General features: G+C 68.2%; 19 protein-coding genes and 1 tRNA gene. 13 read left to right on the forward strand and 7 right to left on the reverse strand.

Translation table 11 applies throughout. From position 1 onward, the window contains the following. Positions 1–6: 6 nt before the first annotated feature. Complete coding sequence (locus tag AC1DBD_RS05775; RefSeq protein WP_441417734.1) at positions 7–873, forward strand: ComEA family DNA-binding protein; 867 nt, start codon at positions 7–9, stop codon at positions 871–873. Positions 874–1,448: 575 nt separating this feature from the next. Here AC1DBD_RS05775 and AC1DBD_RS05780 read toward each other — a convergent pair. Beyond that, positions 1,449–1,550 (reverse strand) — tRNA-Val (locus AC1DBD_RS05780). On the opposite strand from AC1DBD_RS05780, the gene AC1DBD_RS05785 reads away from it, so the two are divergent. Together AC1DBD_RS05785 and holA are read left to right on the forward strand one after the other, a co-directional pair. Further along, positions 1,535–2,893 (forward strand): ComEC/Rec2 family competence protein, encoded by a 1,359-nt coding sequence (locus AC1DBD_RS05785; RefSeq protein ID WP_476981612.1) that lies wholly within the window; start codon positions 1,535–1,537, stop codon positions 2,891–2,893. The two genes, AC1DBD_RS05780 and AC1DBD_RS05785, sit on opposite strands and share 16 nt — an antisense overlap. Next, positions 2,827–3,840, forward strand: coding sequence for a DNA polymerase III subunit delta (gene holA, locus AC1DBD_RS05790; protein WP_175321051.1), 1,014 nt, complete (start codon positions 2,827–2,829; stop codon positions 3,838–3,840). Before AC1DBD_RS05785 ends, holA begins: the two co-directional genes overlap by 67 nt. Positions 3,841–4,017: 177 nt before the next feature. On the opposite strand, the gene rpsT is transcribed toward holA, so the two are convergent. After that, positions 4,018–4,278, reverse strand: a complete 261-nt coding sequence (gene rpsT, locus AC1DBD_RS05795; protein WP_056739236.1) for a 30S ribosomal protein S20 — start codon at positions 4,276–4,278, stop codon at positions 4,018–4,020. A gap of 221 nt (positions 4,279–4,499) precedes the next feature. Further along, the gene (locus AC1DBD_RS05800) at positions 4,500–5,051 is read right to left on the reverse strand and encodes a type II toxin-antitoxin system PemK/MazF family toxin (protein WP_476981613.1); all 552 of its coding nucleotides are present in this window, start codon (positions 5,049–5,051) and stop codon (positions 4,500–4,502) included. Between the two features lie 245 nt (positions 5,052–5,296). On the opposite strand from AC1DBD_RS05800, the gene lepA reads away from it, so the two are divergent. Together lepA and hemW are read left to right on the forward strand one after the other, a co-directional pair. Then, positions 5,297–7,150 (forward strand): translation elongation factor 4, encoded by a 1,854-nt coding sequence (gene lepA / locus AC1DBD_RS05805; RefSeq protein WP_476908796.1) that lies wholly within the window; start codon positions 5,297–5,299, stop codon positions 7,148–7,150. 2 nt (positions 7,151–7,152) lie between these two features. Beyond that, a complete protein-coding gene (hemW, locus tag AC1DBD_RS05810; protein ID WP_476925687.1) occupies positions 7,153–8,391 on the forward strand; it encodes a radical SAM family heme chaperone HemW in 1,239 nt (412 codons plus the stop codon). A 67-nt stretch (positions 8,392–8,458) separates the two neighbouring features. Here the strand turns inward: hemW and AC1DBD_RS05815 are convergent, their stop codons facing one another. Then, the gene (locus tag AC1DBD_RS05815; RefSeq protein WP_441417740.1) at positions 8,459–8,878 is read right to left on the reverse strand and encodes a DUF4870 domain-containing protein; all 420 of its coding nucleotides are present in this window, start codon (positions 8,876–8,878) and stop codon (positions 8,459–8,461) included. 122 nt (positions 8,879–9,000) lie between these two features. Continuing rightward, the gene (locus tag AC1DBD_RS05820; protein WP_441417741.1) at positions 9,001–9,855 is read right to left on the reverse strand and encodes a DUF3097 domain-containing protein; all 855 of its coding nucleotides are present in this window, start codon (positions 9,853–9,855) and stop codon (positions 9,001–9,003) included. A 232-nt stretch (positions 9,856–10,087) separates the two neighbouring features. Between AC1DBD_RS05820 and hrcA the strand changes: the two genes are divergently transcribed. The 3 genes from hrcA (at position 10,088) to AC1DBD_RS05835 (ending at position 13,082) form a co-directional block, all read left to right on the forward strand. Continuing rightward, positions 10,088–11,101, forward strand: coding sequence for a heat-inducible transcriptional repressor HrcA (hrcA, locus tag AC1DBD_RS05825; RefSeq protein ID WP_476892484.1), 1,014 nt, complete (start codon positions 10,088–10,090; stop codon positions 11,099–11,101). 80 nt (positions 11,102–11,181) lie between these two features. Further along, positions 11,182–12,309 carry a molecular chaperone DnaJ gene (dnaJ, locus tag AC1DBD_RS05830; protein WP_441417743.1) on the forward strand — a complete coding sequence of 376 codons (1,128 nt, stop codon included), beginning with the start codon at positions 11,182–11,184 and terminating at the stop codon, positions 12,307–12,309. 2 nt (positions 12,310–12,311) lie between these two features. Further along, complete coding sequence (locus tag AC1DBD_RS05835) at positions 12,312–13,082, forward strand: 16S rRNA (uracil(1498)-N(3))-methyltransferase (protein WP_476892485.1); 771 nt, start codon at positions 12,312–12,314, stop codon at positions 13,080–13,082. A 74-nt stretch (positions 13,083–13,156) separates the two neighbouring features. Here the strand turns inward: AC1DBD_RS05835 and AC1DBD_RS05840 are convergent, their stop codons facing one another. Then, positions 13,157–14,092, reverse strand: coding sequence for a GerMN domain-containing protein (locus AC1DBD_RS05840; protein ID WP_476981614.1), 936 nt, complete (start codon positions 14,090–14,092; stop codon positions 13,157–13,159). Positions 14,093–14,409: 317 nt separating this feature from the next. Between AC1DBD_RS05840 and AC1DBD_RS05845 the strand changes: the two genes are divergently transcribed. The 5 genes from AC1DBD_RS05845 to AC1DBD_RS05865 all read left to right on the forward strand — a co-directional run bounded on the left by AC1DBD_RS05845 (position 14,410) and on the right by AC1DBD_RS05865 (position 19,969). Then, positions 14,410–15,498, forward strand: a complete 1,089-nt coding sequence (locus AC1DBD_RS05845; RefSeq protein WP_476892487.1) for a PhoH family protein — start codon at positions 14,410–14,412, stop codon at positions 15,496–15,498. Then, positions 15,495–15,968, forward strand: coding sequence for an rRNA maturation RNase YbeY (ybeY, locus tag AC1DBD_RS05850; protein WP_175321062.1), 474 nt, complete (start codon positions 15,495–15,497; stop codon positions 15,966–15,968). Before AC1DBD_RS05845 ends, ybeY begins: the two co-directional genes overlap by 4 nt. Then, a complete protein-coding gene (locus tag AC1DBD_RS05855) occupies positions 15,965–17,296 on the forward strand; it encodes a hemolysin family protein (RefSeq protein ID WP_476981615.1) in 1,332 nt (443 codons plus the stop codon). Before ybeY ends, AC1DBD_RS05855 begins: the two co-directional genes overlap by 4 nt. Next, a complete protein-coding gene (gene era, locus AC1DBD_RS05860; RefSeq protein WP_175321064.1) occupies positions 17,280–18,239 on the forward strand; it encodes a GTPase Era in 960 nt (319 codons plus the stop codon). Before AC1DBD_RS05855 ends, era begins: the two co-directional genes overlap by 17 nt. A gap of 143 nt (positions 18,240–18,382) precedes the next feature. Then, a complete protein-coding gene (locus AC1DBD_RS05865; protein WP_476981616.1) occupies positions 18,383–19,969 on the forward strand; it encodes an LCP family protein in 1,587 nt (528 codons plus the stop codon). Between the two features lie 111 nt (positions 19,970–20,080). Here AC1DBD_RS05865 and AC1DBD_RS05870 read toward each other — a convergent pair whose 3' ends face one another. Continuing rightward, positions 20,081–22,033, reverse strand: coding sequence for a M13 family metallopeptidase (locus AC1DBD_RS05870; protein WP_476981617.1), 1,953 nt, complete (start codon positions 22,031–22,033; stop codon positions 20,081–20,083). Between the last annotated feature and the right edge of the window lie 87 nt (positions 22,034–22,120).

A 22,120-nucleotide genomic window follows, 5' to 3' on the forward strand; every position in this document is an offset into this window, starting at 1 on the left:
ACCGGCGTGGCACGGCACCGCTGGGCCGCCAGCCTCGGCCCTGCGCCGGAGGAGGGGCTGCTCGGCGATGTGCCGGCCCCGGGAGCCCCGGCTGACGGAGCCCCGGACCCGGCGGCGGCGGACCGGGCCTCTCCTGACGGGGCCGATGCTGCGGAGTCCCCAGTGCCCGCGGTGTTCAGGTGGCGCAGCGGTCGGAGTGCCGCAGCCATGCTCGCCGTGATCTCTGTGCTGCTGGCCGGCTGGTTCTGGTGGCAGGCAGCCGACGGAGCGCCACGGGTCCAGTCGCTGGGCGAGCCACCCGGTTCGGAAGCGGCGGACGGGTCCGGACCGGCCGTAGCCGATGACGGCGGTCCCGGCGGGGCGCCGTCGAGGGCGGACCCGGCTGCCGCGGAGATGCCCGGCGCGACGGCGGCCGGCACCATTGTCGTCCACGTTGCCGGTGCCGTGGCGAAGGCCGGGGTGGTGGTGCTGCCGCGCGGAAGCCGGATCCACGAGGCGATCAAAGCCGCGGGCGGAAACACCCGCGCAGCCGACCTTGACCGGCTCAACCTGGCCGCCGTTCTCGAAGACGGTCAGAAAGTCCTCGTCCCGGAGCGCGGCAGCCCGGACCCGGTTGAACTTCCCGGCCCCTCTCCCGGTCCCGACGGCACCGGGACCTCCGGCGGCGCCGGAGCGCCAGCGGGGAAAATCAACCTGAACACCGCCGGCGTCGAAGAGTTGGCGACGCTGCCGCGCGTCGGTCCGGTCTTGGCCCAGCGCATCGTCGACTGGCGCAAGCAGCACGGCAGTTTCGGCAGCGTCGAAGAACTCGACGCTGTGGAGGGTGTTGGTCCCAAGCTGCTCGAAGCCCTGTTGCCGCTGGTGCGGGTCTGACGTGGCCGGGGAACAGCGGCCCCGTTGGCAGGCTTTCCGCGCCGCCGCCGCCGATGCCGCCGATGCCGCCGATGCCATGGCCTGCAGCCGGGATCCGCTGGATCCTGCAACGACGCAAAAGAGACAGGCACCGGGCGTGCCCGCGGCGCCGGACAGCTCGTTCCGCGCAGGGGGAGCCGCGCGGATCGCCTTGGCCGGCCTGGGGCGCCATGTCCTTGAGGCACTGCGCAGACGCCGGGCCGGGGTCATGCCCGTGCCGCACGGCGTGCCGGGACGACGACGCCGGATCGACCTCCGCCTGGTGCCCGCCGCGCTGCTGGTTTGGGGCATTGCTCTGGCTGGCGGATGGCTGGAACCAGCCCCGCTTGCCGGGCTCTGCGCCGGGTTGGCGGCCGCCGCGGCTGCCCTGTTGCTGGGTCCCGGTGCGCATCGCCGGAGACCTGGACCCCGAAGCTTCCGGGCCACCTTGGCGGTAGCTTCGCTTCTCTCGTGCGCCGCCGGGGCGCATTCGGCGGTGGCATCGGCGCAGCGGAACGACGGTGCTGTCGCAGAGGCCGTCGCCGCCGGCGCGTCGGTGGTGGCCGAGATCGAAGTTGCCGGCATGCCAAGGCGGCTTTCCGCCCCGGGCCGCTCCGGTTTGTCAGACCGGTGGGCCGTGCCAGTGACCCTGCTCGTCCTGGTCTTCGACGGCCGACGCGTGGAAGCCTCCGTGAAGCTGCTTGCCCTCGGCGGGGAGGAGTGGGGACACTCAGCTCCGGGGCAGCGTTTCCGGGCCACAGGCAAGCTCAGGCAGGCCGGAGCAGGTGAGGCCGAAGCCGGCATCCTCTCTGCCTCCTCTGCGCCGCACCGTGTGCGGACCGCCTCCAGCTGGGTGCACCTCCCGGCAGGCCTGCGGCGCGGTTTCAGCGTCGCCGCCGCGGGGCTGCCTGGCGACGCGCGCGGACTCCTGCCAGGGATGGTGACCGGCGACACCGGTGAGCTGGACCCCGAACTCGCTGCGGCCATGAAAACCGTCGGAATGACCCACCTGACCGCGGTGAGCGGAGCCAACTGCAGCCTGGTCCTCGGGGTCCTGCTGCTGACGGCCCGTAGCCTGCGGCTTCCGCGCCCGGCGGCTTCCGGAATCGCCGTGGCCGGGCTGGGGCTGTTTGTGCTGATGGTCGGGCCCGATGCCAGCGTGCTCCGGGCCGCCCTGATGGGGTCGATCGGGCTGTGGGCGCTAGGGTTTGGCCGTGCCGCCCGCGGCCTCAGCCTGCTGTGCGTGGCCGCGGCCGGCTTGCTGCTGGCGAATCCGGCCCTGGCTACCGACTTCGGCTTTGTGCTCTCCGTTTTGGCCACGCTTGGCATCGTCTTGGTGGGCAGGCCCCTCATGGGCTGGCTGGCCACCGTCGTGCCCCACTGGTTGGCTGCCGGACTCGCTGTTCCGTTGTCCGCCCAGTTGTTCTGCAGCCCGGTGATCGTGCTGCTCCAGCCGCAGTTCTCCAGCTACGCGCTGCCCGCGAATCTGGCAGCTGCCGTGCTGGTGCCGCCGGTTACGGTCTTCGGCACGGCAGCAGTGCCAATCGTGCCCCTCGCCCCCGCGTTGTCGGCTATGCTCATCGCCGTTGCCGGCACCTTCGCAGCGGGTGTGGCCGGCATCGCCCGCTGCTTCGCGGCGCTTCCGGGGACCGCGTTGCCCTGGCCGGAGGGCGCCCTCGGCTCGTCCACGATGGCGGCGCTCTCGGGGCTGACACTGACGGGCTTCTGGCTCGCCACCCACCCTGCCGCTGCGGTACGCCTGGTCCTGAAAATACATGACCGGACCACGCTGTGCCTCACGCGGACTCTGCGCCGTCATGAGCGGCCGCCGGGCACCGTCCGCGCCCTGCCGGGGTCCGTCGGCCGCGGCTTGGTGGACCGCCCACGCCGTGGCAGGCTTAGAGTCTGCAAACCAACTTCCCGGAGGAACCACGAGTGGCTGCTGCCCAGACCCAACGCACCAGGACCACGGCGACGAAGACCGCCACCTGGCGCGATGTGACGCCCGCGGCGGTGGTGCTGGTCGGCGGACCGGAGGACTACCTGGGTTCCCGGGCCATGGACCGGATCCGCTCCCAGGTCCGTGCCGCGGCCCCCGACGTCGAGGTCACCCGCCTCAACGCCGGCAGCTACGAACCGGGCACGCTGGCCATGAACGTCAGCCCGTCCCTTTTCGGCGAGCAGAAGCTGATCGAGGTGGAGGGCCTGGAAGCGATGAATGACGCCTTCCTCGCCGACGCCCTGAAGTACCTGGCCCAGCCCGAACCCGACGCCGTCCTGGTGCTCCGTCACGGCGGGGGAGTGCGCGGCAAGAAGCTCCTGGACGCGATCAAGGCGGGCGGTTGGCCCGTGGTCGACTGCCAACCGTTGAAGAAGGACGCGGACAAGGTGGCTTTTGTCACCACAGAGTTCAAGGCTGCCTCCCGGCGGATCGAGCCGGACGCCGTGCACGCCCTGGTCAACGCGGTCGGGGCCAACCTGGCCGAACTCGCGGCCGCCTGCAGCCAGCTGATCGCCGACGCCACCACCGGCGTGGATTCGGACATGGTTGACCGCTACTACGGCGGCAGGGTGGAGGCCACGGCATTCAAGGTCGCGGATGCCGCCATGGCCGGGAATGCGCCGCTGGCCCTCTCCACGCTCCGCCACGCACTGGATACCGGTGCCGACCCGGTGCCGATCGTCGCTGCGCTGGCCTCCAAGCTGCGGTCCCTGGCCAAGGTGGCCGGGGCACAGGGGTCTTCCGCCCAGATCGCCAAGCAGCTGGGCATGCAGCCGTGGCTCGTGGAGCAGGCGCAGCGCGATGTGCGGCGCTGGACTCCGGAAGGCCTGGTTAGGTCCATCCAGGTCACGGCCGAAGCCGACGCGCAGGTCAAGGGACTCTCCCGCGACCCGGTCTACGCCGTAGAACATGCCGTCACGGTGATTGCGGGCGCGGTCCGCCGCTGACGACCACGGCCCGCGCACGGCCGGTGCCCGACCGCACGTCCCGGGCCGCGGCTTGCCCGGGTCGCGTTCGCGGCTTGCCCGGGTCACGTTGCCGTGTCCGGTCCGGCGCTTTAACTGGCTGTGGCCGGCACCCTGGGGTGCCGGCCACAATCATCAGTTCAGTTGAACTGGAAAACCTTAGAGTGCGTTGACCTTCTTGGAGATCGCGGACTTGCGGTTTGCAGCGTTGTTCTTGTGAAGAACACCCTTGCTGACAGCCTTGTCGAGCTTCCGGCTGGCAGTAACCAGTGCAGCAGCAGCGGCATCCTTGTCGGTGGACTCAACGGCGGTGTTGACGGCGCGGATGGCCGTCTTCAGCTCGGACTTGACTGCGTTGTTGCGCAGGCGAGCCTTTTCGTTGGTCAGGATGCGCTTCTTCTGGGACTTGATATTAGCCACGTGTGAACTCTCTTTTTCAATGCGGAAAATGGTCTAGAGGGCTTTCAGATTGGCCATTGACTGAGCGGCGTGGGGATACCTATGGCGACCAACCATCTGTGGCCGTCGACCTGCACGGACACACAGCTGTCAATAATAGCAGAGACGCGAACCCGGTGGCGATTCCCGGTGCGACCCGCGGGTCGGAGTTCCCCGCGCGGCGTCGCCGAAGAACCCGGACTTCAGGACCAGCCGTGCCGCCTGCGCAGCGCCGAGGAAATGTCCCGGAACCGTCCGGCGTCCAGGATGGCGCCCTCGCGGCGCACGTCCTGGGGGTTGATTTGCAGGATGCGGTCCAGCCTGGCTTCGCTCGGGCGCGACTGCCGGTCCCAGGGCCCGGTGCCGATGTCGACGTAGTCGTCCGAGCGGCGCGCGTCGCCGTCGTGGTCCTTGCTGGTGAGCATCAGGCCAAGCAGGAAGCGGCCCTTGCTTCCCACGAGCAGCACCGGCCGGTCCTTGCCCCGGGAGTGGTCCTCTTCGAACGGGACCCAGGTCCAGACGATCTCACCGGGCTCGGCCCGGCCGTTCGCGGCGGGGCTGTACTGCACTTTGGCTTTGCCCTGGAAGTCGCCCGGGTAGGTCCCGGTCAGTCCGCCGGATGCGCGGGGCGGCTGCCGGGCGGGAGCCTTGCCGGCAGGACGGCGTGTCGCGGGAGGAGCGCCGCCGCCGAGCCGGTCGAGGAAGCGCAGAGCGCCGCGGACGGCGTTGCCGAGGGAGCGAAGATTCAAGGCCATGGGGAAACCCTACCGGCCGCCGTGCACCGGCGTACGTTGACGGAGCGGCGACGACGGGCAGTGAGCGCCGGCGCTAATGCAGTGCCACGGTCCGGGACGTGGGAGACTATAGGAACGAGAAATGCGGCGTGCCGCAGCAGGTGGAACAAGCAACGTAGAACACCGGCTGCGCCCGCCCGTAGAACAGCCCAGCTGTGCAGCCCGCCAGTACAGCCCCCAAGTATTGCCAACAGTAAGGACCCTGCGTGTCTCCCATGGCCCGCACCGCCCCGGTGCCTGCCGCAACAGATCCGGCCCTCATCCGGAACTTCTGCATCATTGCGCATATTGACCACGGCAAGTCCACGCTGGCCGACCGGATGCTCCAGTACACCGGAGTCGTCCAGTCCCGCGACATGAAGGCCCAGTACCTGGACCGGATGGACATCGAGCGCGAACGCGGCATCACCATTAAGTCCCAGGCCGTCCGGATGCCCTGGGAGCTGGACGGCACCAGCTACGCGCTGAACATGATCGACACTCCCGGCCACGTCGACTTCACCTATGAAGTCTCCCGGTCACTCGCCGCCTGCGAGGGCGCCGTGCTGCTCGTGGACGCCGCCCAGGGCATTGAGGCGCAGACCCTCGCCAACCTCTACCTGGCGATGGAGAACAACCTCACGATCATCCCGGTCCTGAACAAGATCGACCTGCCCGCGGCGCAGCCGGAGAAGTACGCCGAGGAGCTGGCCAACCTGATCGGCGGCGACCCGGACGAGGTGCTGCGCGTCTCCGGCAAGACCGGCGCCGGCGTCGAAGTCCTGCTGGACAAGATCGTCCGCGATCTCCCCGCCCCGGTGGGCGACCCGAACGCCCCCGCCCGGGCAATGATCTTCGACTCCGTCTACGACACCTACCGCGGCGTCGTCACGTACGTCCGCGTGGTGGACGGCATGCTGCACCCGCGTGAGCGCATCCAGATGATGTCCACCCGCGCCACCCACGAACTGCTCGAAATCGGCGTGAGCTCCCCGGAGCCCACCCCGTCCAAGGGCCTGGGCGTCGGCGAGGTCGGCTACCTGATCACCGGCGTGAAGGACGTCCGCCAGTCCAAGGTCGGCGACACCGTGACCAACCTGGCTAAGCCCGCCACCGACTCCCTGCCCGGCTACGCCGACGCCAAGCCGATGGTGTTCTCCGGCCTCTATCCGCTGGACGGCACCGACTACCCGGTGCTCCGTGACGCGCTGGAGAAGCTGATGCTCAACGACGCCGCCCTGGTCTACGAGCCGGAGACGTCCGCCGCGCTGGGCTTCGGCTTCCGCGTCGGCTTCCTGGGCCTGCTGCACCTGGAAATCACCCGCGAGCGGCTCGAACGGGAGTACAAGCTGGACCTGATCTCCACCGCCCCGAACGTGGAGTACGAGGTGACGCTGGAGGACAAGAAGGTCGTCCACGTGACCAACCCCAGCGAATACCCCACCGGTAAGGTCTCCGAGGTCCGCGAGCCGATGGTCTCCGCCACGATTCTGGCGCCCAACGAGTTCGTCGGCGCCATTATGGAGCTGTGCCAGAGCCGCCGCGGCGTCATGGGCGGCATGGACTACCTCTCCGAGGACCGGGTGGAGATCCGCTACCGCCTGCCGCTGGCCGAAATCGTCTTCGACTTCTTCGACATCCTGAAGTCCAAGACCCGCGGCTACGGCTCGCTGGACTGGAAGGCCGACGGCGACCAGGTCGCCGATCTGGTCAAGGTGGACATCATGCTCCAGGGCGAACAGGTCGACGCCTTCAGCGCCATCACCCACCGCGACAAGGCCTATGCCTACGGTGTAATGATGACCGGCAAGCTGCGCGAACTCATCCCGCGGCAGCAGTTCGAGGTGCCGATCCAGGCTGCCATCGGCTCCCGGATCATCGCCCGCGAAAGCATCCGGGCCATCCGCAAGGACGTCCTGGCCAAGTGCTACGGCGGCGACATCACCCGAAAGCGCAAGCTGCTGGAGAAGCAGAAGGAAGGCAAGAAGCGCATGAAGATGGTGGGCCGCGTCGAGGTCCCGCAGGAGGCCTTCATCGCCGCACTCACCACGGACGAGTCCAAGGACAAGGCCAAGAAGTAGCCATGCCAAGTGCGCTTCCCCTCGGTGACCCCGCGCCGTCGGACGGGCTGCTGCCCGGCCAGGCGCTGGAGGGCGCCGCGGACCGGGCCTTCGGGCTCTACGTCCACATTCCGTTCTGCGCCGTGCGCTGCGGCTACTGCGACTTCAACACGTACACCGCCACGGAACTCGGCGGCGGCGCCTCGCAGGACGCCTACGCGGACACCGCCGTCGCGGAAGTGGACTTCGCCGGGCGGGCATTGAAAGCCTCCGGCCTCCCGGAGCGCCGGCTCAGCACGGTGTTCTTCGGCGGCGGCACCCCCACGCTGCTCCCGGCCGGGGACCTGGCCCGCATCCTGGCCGCCGCGATCGACACCTGGGGCCTCGAGCCCGGCGCCGAGGTCACCACGGAAGCCAACCCGGATTCGGTCACGCCCGAATCCCTGCAATTGCTCGCCGACGCCGGCTTCACCCGGGTCTCCTTCGGCATGCAGTCCGCGGTGCCCCACGTGCTCAAGGTCCTCGACCGCACCCACACGCCCAGCCGTGTGCCGCAGGTGGTCCAGTGGGCGCGTGAGGCGGGCCTCGCGGTCAGCCTGGACCTGATCTACGGCACCCCGGGGGAGTCGCTGGAGGACTGGCGCTACTCGCTGGAGACCGCACTGTCCTACGGCCCGGACCACATCAGCGCCTACGCGCTGATCGTCGAGGAGGGCACGAAGCTCGCCGCCCAGATCCGGCGCGGCGAGGTTCCGGGGATCGACGACGACGACCATGCCGCCAAATACGAACTGGCCGATGAACTGATCTCCGCGGCCGGGCTGGGCTGGTATGAAGTAAGCAACTGGGCGCGCACGCCGGACCAGGCCTGTCGCCATAACCTGGCCTACTGGCGCGGGGATGACTGGTGGGGCATCGGCCCCGGAGCGCATTCGCACGTCGGCGGGGTCCGCTGGTGGAACGTCAAGCACCCCACGGCCTACGCCGGTCGGCTGGCGGCAGGCGTCTCGCCCGCGGCCGGGCGGGAGACCCTCGACGCCGAGACCCGCAACGTGGAGCGCGTCATGCTCGAAGCCAGGCTGGTCACCGGCCTGGAAATCCCGAGTCTTGGCGGGCTGGGGGATACCGGACGGCACGCGGTCGCCGGACTGATCGCCGACGGGCTCGTTGAGCCTGCGGAAGCGTTCAAGGGCCGGCTGGTGCTCACGCTCAAGGGCCGGCTCCTAGCCGACGCCGTGGTCCGCCGGATCCTGCCGGACTAGGTAGTCAGCCCATGCGGGCCGGAAGTGTCCGATCGCGTTGGGCGCGGGACGGAAATGTCCGTTCGCGCTACTTGATCCAGCGGAGGTTGTATTCGTAGCGGTGCGGCTGGCCGCGGTTGACGTGGATGCCGGCGGCCACCGAGAAGCAGGCGAGGGCAATCCAGATGGCGGTCGCCAGGACTGCGAACAGGTTGCCCACCACCGGGACGAAGACCAGCAGATTGGCTACCACCGCAGCGATGGTAGGCGGAAGCGTAAAGTTCAGCGCCTCCTTCGACTCCTGCGCCGTGAACGGGCCGCGGTCCTTGAAGATCAGGTAGATCAGCAGCGCGGGAATGCAACCCAGGATGCCGCCAAAGTGCGCCAGGGTGGCCCATTGCCGGTCCTCGCTTGCCGTCAACGGCAGAGCATTTGCGGGAACGCCATGGTACTGCGACTGGCCATGGCCGGCCTGGTGATCCGTGTGTTCGCGTGCGTCTTCTGCCACGTTTCGTCCTTTGGATTGCGGTGGAGCGTAGGTACCTGTACGAGCCGCGGCCGCAACAAAATGCAGCGGCCGCCCTACCAAGAATACTTGCTCGGACCGCGAACCAAAGCATGGGGAGGCGGCTACGGCACCGTGAGGAAGTCGATGACCTCTTCGACCCGGCCCAGCAGGGAGGGCTCCAGGTCCGCGTAGCTGCGGACAGCGCCGAGGAGTTTCTGCCAGCCCAGGCCGATGTCCTCCTTGGTGCTGTGCGGCCAGCCGAAGGCCGTCAGGATGCCGGTCTTCCAGTCCACCCCGCGCGGAATCACCGGCCACCGCTCAATGCCCAGGACGGCAGGGCGGATGGCCTGCCAGACGTCGACGTACGGGTGCCCGACGATCAGCACGTTGCCGGCCGCGCCCGGGGAGGCCATCACCGCGTCGGCGATTCGCGACTCCTTTGAGTCTGGAACAAGGTGGTCCACCAGGACGCCGAGGCGACGGCCGGGGCCGGGCCGGAACTCCTTCACGGCGGCAGCGAGGTCGTCGATGCCGTGCAGCGGCTCGACCACGATGCCCTCGACGCGGAGGTCGTCACCCCAGACTTTCTCGACGAGTTCGGCGTCGTGCTTGCCTTCCACCCAGATCCGGCTGGCCTTCGCGACCTGGGCACGCTGTCCCTCCACCCGGACCGAACCGGAGGCGGTGCGCGCGCCGACTCCGGCACCCGCCGCGGGAACCCGCGGGGCGGGCGGCATCAGCCGGATGGGCTGGCCCTCGAGCAGGAAGCCGAAGCCGAGGCGGAAGGATCGGGACTTGCCGCGCCGGTCCTCGAGGGCCACGACGTGCATGCCGCCGGACTTCTCCACCCGGGTGACGGCGCCCACCCAGCCGGACTGCACGTCCTCCAGCACCATGCCGCGCTCCACCGGGATCTCGGGCAGCTGGGCCTTGGCGGGCGCGGAGAGATCCTGCGGGCCCCAATTCTGGTACGACATCTGCTACACACTGCTTTGCACTCGGGAATTACGGGGGACAGAACGGCGGCGCGGCCTGTGGTGTGCCCGGAAACACCAGTCCCGGGGCTCACGCCCGCAGCGAATCCAATGCTAACAACGGCGCGACTCATATTAGACTGGTTAGCACTTAGGCATGTCGAGTGCTAACGCCGGGTGTTCCTGCACGCGCGGCGGCACCGGCGAACCGATACGGGTCGATTGGAGGTGGAGAGTGAGCGAGCCACGCAAACTCGAAGTGCTGCGCGCCATCGTGGAGGACTACGTCCATTCCCGCGAGCCGGTTGGATCCAAGGCCCTGGTGGAACGGCACCATCTGGGCGTGTCCAGCGCCACGATCCGCAATGACATGGCCGCCCTGGAAGACGAGGGCCTGATCACGGCGCCGCATACCAGCGCCGGCCGGATTCCCACGGACAAGGGCTACCGCCTGTTCGTGGACCAGATTTCGGCCGTCAAACCCCTCTCTCCGGCGGAGCGCCGCGCCATCCAGGCGCTGCTCGAGGGGTCCGATGACCTCGACGACGTGCTGGACCGGACGGTGCGGCTGCTATCGCAGCTGACGAACCAGGTCGCCGTCGTGCAGTACCCGCTGTTGAGCCGGGCCCGCGTCCGGCACATCGAATTCGTGCTCCTGGCGCCGCGCAAGGTACTCACGGTCCTGATCGCGGATACGGGCAAGGTGGAACAGCGGGTGATCGACGTCGGCCAGGACTTCGGCGACGACGCCCTCGCCGAACTCCGCACCCTGTTCCTGGCCAGGCTCTCCGGCACCCCGTTGAGCTTGCTGCCCCAGTCGCTGCAGGCCGTGGTGGACAGCTGTCCGCCGGTGCGGCGGGGACCCGCCCAGGCCCTGGCCCGCGGGCTTGAATCGCTTGCCGCGAGCAGCCGCGAGGAACGGATGGTCATGGCCGGGACCGCCAACCTGGCCAGGTCCAATGTGGATTTCCCGCTGAGCATCGGACCCGTGCTCGAAGCGCTTGAAGAGCAGGTGGTGATGCTGCGCCTGCTCAGCGACATGGCGGAGGACCCGCGCGGCGTCACGGTAAGCATCGGCCGGGAGAACCCTTACGACGGCCTGTCCGAAGCGTCCGTGGTGGCCACCGGCTACGGCCCGGACGCCACGGCCAAGGTCGGAGTCCTTGGCCCCACCCGGATGGACTACCCCACCACCATGGCCGCCGTCCGTGCGGTGGCCCGCTACCTTTCGCGGATCCTCGGGCCCTGACGGGCCGGATCCGGAACCGGACTTCTTGCCAACTACAGGCAGTGCCCCACTGGCAGTACAAAAAGGAAGAGATACAGACTTTGAGCAGCCACTATGACGTTCTTGGAGTCTCCCGTGAAGCCACGGGGGAAGAGATCAAGAAGGCCTACCGCAAGCTTGCGCGGACCCTGCACCCGGATGTGAACCCCGGTGATGACGCTTCCGAGCGCTTCAAGGCGGTCACCCATGCCTACGAGGTGCTTTCCGACCCGCAAAAGCGCCGGGTCTACGACACGACGGGCAACGAGAACGGGAACGACAACGGCTTCGGCGGCGGCTACGCCGGCCAGGGCTTCGCCTTCCAGGACATCTTCGAAACCTTCTTCGGCGGCGCCGGCGGCCAGGGTGGCCCCGCATCCCGGGTGCGGCGCGGCCAGGACGCCCTGATCAGCGTCCGGATCGACCTGCGCGACGCCGTCTTCGGGGTCAACAAGAAGCTCGAAGTGGACACCGCCGTCACCTGTCCCACCTGTGAGGGTTCCTGCTGCCGCGAAGGCAGCCACCCCGAGCGCTGCGACATTTGCGGCGGCAGCGGCCAGGTCCAGCGCGCCGTGCGTTCCATCCTCGGCCAGGTCATGACCACTGCCCCCTGCGGCAGCTGCGAGGGCTTCGGCACGGTCATCAAGGATCCCTGCAACGAATGCGCCGGCCAGGGCCGCATCCGCAGCCGCCGCTCGCTTACCGTCAAGGTTCCCGCCGGCGTCGCTACCGGCACCCGCATCCAGCTCTCCGGCCAGGGTGAGGCCGGTCCTGCCGGCGGCCCGTCCGGTGACCTGTACGTCGAGATCCGGGTCAACAACGACCCCACCTACGTGCGCGAAGGCGACGACCTGCACGCTAGCCTGAACATCCCGATGACGGCGGCCGCGCTCGGCACAGAGCTGACCCTTGAGACCTTTGACGGTCAACAGGAAATCGACGTCAAGGCCGGCACCCAGTCCGGCGAGGTCATCACGCTGCGTGGCCTGGGCGTCACGCACCTGCGCGGCTACGGCCGCGGAGACCTCAAGGTCCACCTGCAGGTGGATACCCCCGCGAAGCTCGACGCCGCCCAGGAAGACCTGCTGCGCCAGCTCGCCAAACTCCGCGGCGAGCAGTTCACCGAAGGGAAGCTTGCCGCCAGCGGCGGTGTCTTCGCGAAGCTGCGGGACCGGCTCGGTAACCTGTAGCGGTGAGCAACCCGGTCTTCTTCACCCCCGCAGGCACCCTGGACCAGCTGGTCCCCGGCGCGACGTTCGTCCTCGAAGGCGCCGAGGCGCGCCACGCGGTGACGGTCAAGCGCCTGGCCGTGGGGGAGCCGGTGGACATCGCCGACGGCGCCGGCAAGCGGATCACCGGCACCGTGACGGCCGCCGCGCCGCAGGAGCTGACGGTGGAGTGCGGCGAGGTCGTGACCGAGCCAAGGCCTGACGTTCGGCTGGTGCTGGTGCAGGCCCTGGCCAAGGGCGACCGCGACGAGCTGGCGGCTGAGACCGCGACCGAATTGGGGATTGACGCCGTCGTGCCCTGGCAGGCCGAACGCTCGATCGTCCGCTGGAAACCCGAACGCGCGGCGAAGGCGCACGCCAAATGGCAGTCCGTGGTGACGGCAGCCGCGAAGCAGGCACGCCGCGCCTGGATTCCGGAGGTCCGCGCCGCGGTGGACGGCAACGGCCTGCAGGCGGCCGTAGCCGCCGCGGACCTGGCCGTGATCCTGCACGAGGACGCGGTTCGGCCCCTGCGGCAGGTGCTGGAGGCCTGGCACCAGCAGGCCGGCGACGGCGGTGTGGCCCGCGAGGTGCTCCTGATCGTGGGCCCCGAGGGCGGCATCAGCCCCCGCGAGGTCACCCGGCTGTGCGATGCGGGAGCCGTCACCGCCCTGCTGGGCCACCACGTGCTGCGTTCTTCCACCGCCGGCCCCGCCGCCACGGTGCTGGCCAGCGACGTCCTGGGACGTTGGTAGGGGCAAGCAGTAGTAGGACAGGCCAGGCGCCGCGCCCGTGCGGGTCCGCCGGGTGCCTGCCTTAGCGGAATGCCTTAGCGGACAGTGAACCCGCGGGTATCTACGTTCAGGTCCTGGACCTTGCTGCTGGGATCGACCTGCGACACGCGGACCTCATACTCACCGGGACCGAGGTTCAACGAGAGGTTGAACAGGCCGGGCTTCGAGGCATCGGCGGAGGCCGTGATGTTGCCGTCCAGATAGGGCGTCTTGCTGGCGCCGTCGACCCGCAGGATCTCCCAGCGCAGCTTTCCGCCCGGGACCGTGCTCCGGCCGGAAATCTTGACCGCGCCGTCCGCCACCTCGGTGCCCTCCTGCGGATCGATGATCCACACGGGCGCCACCATTCCGGCGCTGCGCGAGGTCGGTGAACCGAGCCGGACCCGGTTGAAGGCGACGTAGTCGGTGTGCCCGTCGACGAGGATGACGACCTGGATCTGCTGCCCGGTATCGGTCAGCCCGGCGCTGGCACCGGCGGCCGTGGCCGTGTAGACGAGCTGCTGGATCGCGCGTTCGGCCATGTCGGCGTCGACGTTGCTGTTGAACGCATCGGCGGACACGTCCACCGTGATCACGTTCTTTCCGGAAATCGAGGTGGCGAGGAGCCTGGGGTTCTGCCACGGGGTGAAGAAATCAGGGTCCAGCGGCTTCTGCGACATCATCACCCGCAGCGCCCTGGTGATCGGATTGTCCTCTTCGGACACGTCCCGGAACTCGCGGTACAGGAAGACGTTGTTGTTGCTGCGCCCGATCCAGTAGACCGGAGCCTTGTTGGAGGCCTGGGTGGATTCCAGCGGTGCGCTGGTGGTGGCGACGCCGGCGGCCGGGCCGGGGACCGTGTGGGAGGGCGTGTCGGAGTTCGTGATGCCCGGCTGGGGCGTGGCCACGCAGCCGGACAGCGCCAGGGCAGCGGGCAGCACAAGGTGCAGCAAGCCGCGGCGCGTACGCCGCCCTGCTGCTGTCTTGTTCACTCCACGCTGGCTGATTGCCCCTGTCCCTTCGCTGTGTTGCTCGCTCCGCGGGCCCGGCAGGGCCGAATCCAGCATTGCACAAGGCGCCTGCGCTCCAGTGGGGATTCCGCGCTGTCCGGCGAACTGCAACGGGAACGATATGAGGACGATATGAAGTTGATACCTAATGCCCTCCGCTCCGGCACCGGGCCGCGCTGGCGTAAGATGGAAGGACCCGCTGAAACCCGGCGCGGACGGCCCGGAACGCCGTCGGCCGGCGCCGAGGCGGCGAGACCATTTCCGAACTGGAGGGGACCAGAGGCCCACGGGCCAACACCATGACTGAAGCAGCCAACGGCAAGGCCCGGATCAGCGCGAACGAGCGCACCGCAGGGGAATTTCCCCACTCCCTCCCAGGTCTGCGGACGGAGGTGGTCCTGTTCGACAATTCCGACCAGATGGTGCAATCCCTGGGGAGCCATGACGAAGCCCTGCGCTTTATCGAAACCCAGTTCCCCAGCGTCGACTTCCATGTCCGCGGGAACGAGCTCTCCATCAGCGGCCCTGCCGCCGACGTGCCCAGGATCATGCGGCTGCTCAACGAGGTGCGCGGCCTGGTGGCGCGCGGCACGGTGATTACGCCGGTTGTCCTGCAGCAGCTCGTGTCGCTGTTGCGCACCCAGTCACTGCAGAACCCGGTGGACGTGCTCACCCACAACATCCTCTCCAGCCGCGGCAAGACCATCCGGCCCAAGACCTTGAACCAGAAGAACTATGTGGATGCCATTGACGCGAACACGGTGATCTTCGGGATCGGCCCGGCCGGCACCGGCAAGACCTACCTGGCCATGGCCAAGGCGGTCCAGGCGCTGCAGCAGAAGGAAGTCAGCCGGATCATCCTGACCCGCCCGGCCGTCGAAGCGGGGGAGCGGCTCGGCTTCCTGCCCGGCACGCTCAGTGACAAGATCGATCCCTACCTGCGTCCGCTCTACGACGCCCTGCACGACATGATGGACCCCGAGTCGATCCCGCGGCTGATGGCCGCCGGCACCATCGAGGTGGCGCCGCTGGCCTACATGCGCGGACGCACGCTCAACGACGCGTTCATCATCCTGGACGAGGCCCAGAACACCACCCCCGAGCAGATGAAGATGTTCCTCACCCGGCTGGGCTTCGGCTCCAAAATGGTCGTCACCGGCGACGTCACCCAGGTGGACCTGCCGTTCGGCACCCGTTCCGGGCTGCGGATCGTCGAAGACATCCTGCAGGGGATCGAGGACGTCAATTTCTCGGTCCTGGACGCATCCGACGTCGTCCGGCACCGGCTGGTGGGCGACATCGTCAACGCGTACAGCGTCTGGGACGAGACACAAAGGAACCGAGTCAAGCATTCCGTCGCCCGGGAGAACCGGGGAGAACACGCATGAGCATCGAGGTCAACAACGAATCCGGCGTCACGGTGGACGAAGCCGAGCTGGTGGCGCTGGCCCGGTTCGTCTTTGAACGGCTCTTCATCCACCCGCAGGCGGAGCTGTCCATCCTGCTGGTCGACGAGCCCGCCATGGAGAAGCTGCACATCGAACTGATGGACGAGCCCGGGTCCACCGATGTGCTGTCCGTGCCGATGGATGAACTCACTCCCGGCACGCCGGACAAGCCCACACCGCAGGGCATGCTCGGCGACATCGCGATCTGCCCCCAGGTGGCGGAGGTGCAGGCTAAGAACGCCGGCCACTCCACCCAGGACGAGATGTTGCTGCTGACCACCCACGGCATCCTGCACCTGCTGGGCTTCGACCACGCGGAGCCGGAAGAGAAGGAAGAGATGTTCGGGCTGCAGCGCGAGCTGCTCTCCGGCTTCACCGGCAAGGACGCCCCGGCAGAGACGATTCAGTGACCCCACTGATCCTGGCCGGCATGGCGCTGGTCTTCCTCAGCTTTGCGGCTGTGTTGACCGCGGCAGAGGCCGCCTTTAATTACCTTCCCCGCCACGACGCCGAACACGCGATCCTGCAGAGTCGCGGCACGGCGCTGAAACGGATCATGGCCCAGCCGGTGGCGCACATGCGCGCGCTGCGGTTCTGGCGGGTCTGGTTCGAGATGGCCTCCGCGGTGGCCGTGACCGTGCTGTTGAACAGCCTGCTCGGCAATGTCTGGCTCGCCGGGCTCGCCGCGACCGGCATCATGGCCCTCGTGGGCTTCGTGATCGTCGGCGTGTCCCCGCGCCAGCTGGGCCGGGTGCACTCCGCCGGCATGGTCCGTTTCTCCGCCCCGCTGATCCGCTGGCTCTGCTGGGTACTTGGTCCGATCCCGGGCTGGCTGGTCACCCTGGGCAGCGCCGTCGCACCGGGGGCGCCTGCGGACAACGAGGCCTTTTTCAGCGAAGAGGAGTTCCGCGAACTCGTTGAACGCGCCAGCGAATCCGACGTGATCGAGGACAACGAGGCCGAGCTGATCCAGTCCGTCTTCGATTTCGGCGACACCCTGGTCCGCTCCGTGATGGTGCCCCGGACCGACATTCTCTGCATCGACTCCGGCTCCAGCCTGCACCGGGCCATGTCGCTGTTCCTCCGCTCCGGGTACTCGCGGATCCCCGTCATCGGGGAGAACACGGACCAGATCCTCGGCATCGTTTACCTCAAGGACGTCGCCGCCGTCGTCCACAACCTGGCCCCCGGCGAGGAACCCCCGGTCGTCGACGAACTGGCCCGCGAGGTCCGCTACGTGCCGGACTCCAAACCGGTCAGCGAGCTGCTCCGCGAGCTGCAGAAGGAATCGACGCACGTGGCGATCGTGATCGATGAGTACGGCGGCACCGCCGGGCTGGTCACGCTCGAGGACCTGATCGAGGAAATCGTCGGCGAGATCGTGGACGAATACGACACCGAGGCCGCGGAAGCGGTCGAATTGGGCGACGGCAGCTACCGGGTCAGCGCCCGGATGAGCATCGACGACCTCGGCGAGCTCTTCGACCTGGAGCTCGACGACGATGAGGTGGACACCGTCGGCGGCCTGCTCGCCAAGGCGCTCGGCCGGGTGCCGATCGTCGGAAGCACCGTCAGCGTCGACGGCGTCACCCTCCGGGCCGACAGGCTGGAAGGCCGCCGGAACCGCGTCAGCCACATCATTGCGGCCGCGGTGCCAAAGGAAGAAACTGACCTTGAAGATCTTCTCGACGAGGCTGAACCAACGCAACAGGGAGTTCCACGTGAGCAAGCAGAATAAGTCCGACGGCGAAGCGCCTTTCGGCGGTTACCGGGCCGGGTTCGCGGTGCTGGTGGGACGGCCGAACGCGGGGAAATCCACCCTAACCAACGCCCTGGTGGGCCAGAAGGTCGCCATCACCTCGGCGAAGCCGCAGACCACCCGGCACACCATCCGCGGCATTGTGCACCGCGACGACGCGCAGCTGATCATGGTCGACACCCCGGGCCTGCACCGCCCGCGGACCCTGCTGGGCAAGCGGCTCAACGAACTGGTCGCGGACACCCTCGCCGAGGTCGACGCGATCGGCTTCTGCCTGCCCGCCAACGAGAAGATCGGCCCCGGCGACAAGTTCATCGCCGCACAGCTTGCCGCCATCGGCAACAAGCCGGTCATTGCGATCGTGACGAAAGCCGACACGGTGGACCGCCAGGCACTGACCGAGCAGTTGCTCGCCGTCGCCGCCCTGGGCCGCGAGGTGCTGGGGGAGGACGGCTGGAAGGATATCGTTCCCGTCTCCGCGACGGACGGCTTCCAGGTCGGCACCGTCGCCGACGTGCTGATCGGCCACATGCCGCCGTCGCCGCCGCTTTACCCGGACGGACACCTGACGGACGAGCCGGAAGCGGTGATGATCGCCGAACTCATCCGCGAGGCAGCCCTGGAAGGCGTCCGCGACGAACTTCCGCACTCCCTGGCGGTTGTGGTCGATGAGATTGTTCCTCGCGAGGGCCGGCCCGAGGACCGCCCGTTCCTGGATGTCCGGGTTAATCTCTATGTCGAACGGCCGTCGCAAAAGGCAATCATCATCGGCAAGGGCGGAGCGCGGCTCCGCGACGTCGGCACCACGGCCCGCAAGGCCATCGAGGCGCTCCTCGGCGCCCGCATCTACCTGGACCTGCACGTCAAGGTCGCGAAGGACTGGCAGCGGGATCCAAAGCAGCTGGTGAAGCTGGGCTTCTAGGCCTGGACTGAACCGGCGGCGGTTACCCGCCGGGACGGACCGCGCAACAACGCCGCGGCCCCGCTCGGGCATGCCCATCGGGATTTTCCCAGTTTCGGCCACTAAAATAGGGAAACTCCCGTTCGCAAAGGAAGGCTCCACCCGTGGTTCTACCCCGTGATAACCGTGCAGACGGAACCGGCCCCCCGGTTCGGTCCCATGCGGCTGCTCGGCACGCGGAAGATCCTTCCGTCGGCCCGGCGCGCCATCTTGGCGCCGCCCGGCATATCCCCGGCTGGCTGAAGGCCACCACGATCGTTGTCTCCGTGCTGCTCGTGGGGGTCATTGCGTTCGGGGCTTACTGGCTCATCCGGTTGCAGGGCAACATCAGCACGCAGGCCCTCGGCGCCGGCAACAGCCGGACGGAGGGCGCGCCCGACGATGCCACCGGGCGAATGCAGATCCTGATCCTGGGCACGGACACCCGCGACGGCAAGAACTCGCAGTACGGCTCCAAGGACGATTCCTCCGGCTACGGCCACTCGGATGTCATGATGCTGATGGACATCTCGGCGGACAACAAGCGCGTCAGCGTCATTAGTTTCCCGCGCGACCTGCTGGTGGACACCCCTAAGTGCAAGGACCCGAAGTCCAACAAGCAGTATCCCGCCCAGACAGGCGTCATGATCAATTCGGCGATGTCCGAAGCGGGCATCGGCTGTGCCGTGGACACCGTCAACAAGCTCACCGGCCTGGAGATCGACCACTTCATGATGGCGGACTTCAATGCCGTCAAGGAACTCTCCAACGCCGTCGGCGGTGTGGATGTCTGCATCAGCGACGCGGTCTTCGACCCGGACTCCGGGCTCCGGCTTCCCAAGGGCACGTCCAAGGTCAAGGGCGAGCAGGCTCTCTCGTTCGTTCGTACCCGCCATGCCTTCGGCGACGGCAGTGACCTCGGCCGGATCAAGGCGCAGCAGGGCTTCTTGTCCTCGCTGGTCCGCAAGATCAAGGACGACGGGACCCTGACCAACCCGGCCCGGATGCTCGGCATTGCGGACGCCATTACCAAGAACCTGACCATCGACGACGGCCTGGCCTCCGTACCGACGCTGTTGACGGTGGGGAACCGGCTGAAGAACATCGACGTCGGCAAGGTGGCTTTCGTTGCCGCCCCGACCGAGCCGGCGGTGTCCGACTCGAACCGCCTCCAACTGGCGGAACCCGCAGCCTCCGAGCTGTTTGCGGCGATGCGCAAGGACATCGACCTGACCGACCCGACGGCCAAGCCTGCGGCCACCCCCGATGCTTCCGCCAGCGCGTCGGCAAGTGCCACGCCGACGGCCAGCAAGGCCCCGGCCGCCCCGGCCTACGACAAGACGCTGCAGCCCATTGCCGTGGCCAACGGTTCCGGTAACCCGGCTCGGGGCCAGGAACTCGCGGCCGCCCTCAAGGCCGGCGGCTTCACCCAGACAAGCCAGTTCGACGCCCAGTCAGTGGCGGCCACCGCCGTCTACTACGGAGCAGATTTCGCCGACGTTGCAGCCGACGTCGCCAAACTGCTGGGCATCCGGGCGAAGCAGGTGCTCCCGGCGGCCGGTGTCACCGGCGTCCAGGTCTATGTGGGCAGCGATTACAAGAGCGGCACCAAGCAGGCGGATGCACCGGTATCGCTGCCGCCGGACATCGTCAACCAGACCGCCGGTGACACCGTCTGCCAGCAGGCGAACCCGGAGCTGATTGTCCCCTAGGACGAGGACGGGGCACGAACTGGGGGCCGGCCGAACGAAGTTAACAGGGGCGGGCCGGGTGATGATTTCACCCGGCCCGCCCCTGTTGGCTCAGTTGCCGCCGAAGGCTGGCTACCAGATGCTGACGCGTTCCTCCGGCGCCAGCCACATGCCGTCCTGCTCGCCGGTTTCGAAGGCCGCATGGAAGGCGTCAAGGTTCTGGGCGATGTTGTTGGTGCGGAATTCGTTGGGGGAGTGCGGATCCGTGGCGAGCCGCCGGATGGCTTCCTCGCTCCGGATCACCTGCCGCCAGCTGGCCGCCCAGGAAGCGAAGAAGCGCTGGGCTCCGGTCAGCCCGTCCAGGACCGGCGCCTCCTGGCCGCCGAGGCTGATCAGGTACGCCTTGTAGGCGATGGTCAGGCCGCCAAGATCGCCGATGTTTTCGCCCAGCGTCAGCCTGCCGTTGACGTGGTGGCCTTCGGCTTCCGCGGGGGAGAGGGCATCGAACTGGGCCACCAGCCTGGAGGTCAGCGCCTCGAAGGCCGTCCGGTCGGCCTCGGTCCACCAGTTCCGGAGCAGGCCGCTGCCGTCGTACTGGGAGCCCTGGTCATCGAAGCCGTGGCCGATCTCGTGGCCGATCACGGCCCCGATGCCGCCGTAATTCACGGCGTCGTCGGCGTCGGCGGTGAAGAACGGCGGCTGCAGGATGGCTGCCGGGAACACGATCTCGTTCAGCAACGGATGGTAGTAGGCGTTCACGGTCTGCGGCGTCATGAGCCACTTCTCCCGGTCCACGGGCTTGCCCACCTCGTCCAGGTGCCGGTCGACGTCGGCGCTGTGGGCGCGCTCCACGTTCCCCAGCAGGTCCGCCTCGTCGATCACGACGGCGGAGTAGTCGATCCATTTGTCCGGGTAGCCGATCTTGGCCCGGAAGGAATCCAGCTTCTTCAGCGCCTCCAGCTTGGTCTCTTCGCCCATCCACGCCAGGCCGGTGATGGATTCGCGGTACGCCTCGATCAGGTTGCCGACCAGCGAACGCATGTGCGCCTTGTGGCTTTCCGGGAAGTGCCGGGCGACGTAGATCTGCCCGACGGCCTCACCCAGGGCGGCCTCGACGACGGCGACGCCTCGCTTCCAGCGGTCCCGGTTGCGGGGCGTGCCGCTGAGCGTGGTGCCGTAAAAGGCGAAGTTCGCGTCCACGAACGCGGCGGACAGATACGGCGCCGCCGCGCTGACCACCCGCATGGCCAGCCATTCCTGCCAGGTGGCCAGTGGCACCGCCTGGAGCAGTTCCGCGGCGCCCGCGAAGAAGTCCGGCGTGCTGACGACGAGTTCGGAGCGCTTCTCCGGCACGATGGCGGCGGCATCGAACCAGGCGGACAGCAGCGGGAACAGCTGCGAGACCTCCTCGGCTGATTTCAAGTTGTACGTCTTCTGCGGATTGCGCAGCGTGACCTTGTCCCAGTGATGGGACGCGAGGGACGTCTCCAGGTCCACCACCCGGGCCGCGGCTGCCTCCGCGTCCGCTACGCCGGCCAGCCCGAACATGGTGCGGACATGTTCACGGTAGGCCTGGACCATCGGCGCGAACTTCTCTTCGCGGTAGTAGGACTCATCCGGCAGGCCCAGGCCGCCCTGGCCGGTGTAGAGCAGGATCCGGTCCGGGTTGCCCGCGTCCGGTGCCGGGTAAATGTAGAACAGTCCGGAGACGTCCGCGCGGAAGAGCCGTCCGGACAGCTGGACCAGTTCGGCCACCGAGCCGGTGGCGAAAACCTCGGCCAGCCGCTCCCGGATCGGCTCCGCGCCTTTGGCCTCCGCGGCGGCCTCGTCCATGAAGCTGTTGTACAGGTCGCCGATCTTGCGTTCGATACCGGTGGCTGCCTCGCCGCGGCCGGCCGCCTCCAGGATGATCTCCTTGACCGCCAGCTCCGAGCCGTCGCGCAGCGCCGTGAACGTTCCCTCCAGGGGCCGGTCGTCCGGAATGGCGGTTTTCTTCAGCCAGCCGCCATTGAAATGCCGGTACAGGTCGTCCTGGGGGCGGACGCCGTCGTCGATGGTGGTCTTGTCGATCCCGGAAAGCGGCACTGATGCTCCTTCGAGTGGGAGGCTGAACCGGGCCTGGGACCGGCACAGCGTCTGCATGGTGGACGTTACGGAGGTATGGCTCCTTCA

The sequence above is a fragment of the Arthrobacter sp. 10T419 genome (assembly GCF_056394105.1).

Excerpts from the sequence above, each read along its gene's own strand:
- AC1DBD_RS05800 (WP_476981613.1), bottom strand. The coding sequence starts at position 5,051 with ATGGCCTTGAATCTTCGCTCCCTCGGCAACGCCGTCCGCGGCGCTCTG.
- hemW (WP_476925687.1), top strand. The coding sequence starts at position 7,153 with ATGCCAAGTGCGCTTCCCCTCGGTGACCCCGCGCCGTCGGACGGGCTG.
- AC1DBD_RS05820 (WP_441417741.1), bottom strand. The coding sequence starts at position 9,855 with ATGTCGTACCAGAATTGGGGCCCGCAGGATCTCTCCGCGCCCGCCAAG.
- AC1DBD_RS05845 (WP_476892487.1), top strand. The coding sequence starts at position 14,410 with ATGACTGAAGCAGCCAACGGCAAGGCCCGGATCAGCGCGAACGAGCGC.
- ybeY (WP_175321062.1), top strand. The coding sequence starts at position 15,495 with ATGAGCATCGAGGTCAACAACGAATCCGGCGTCACGGTGGACGAAGCC.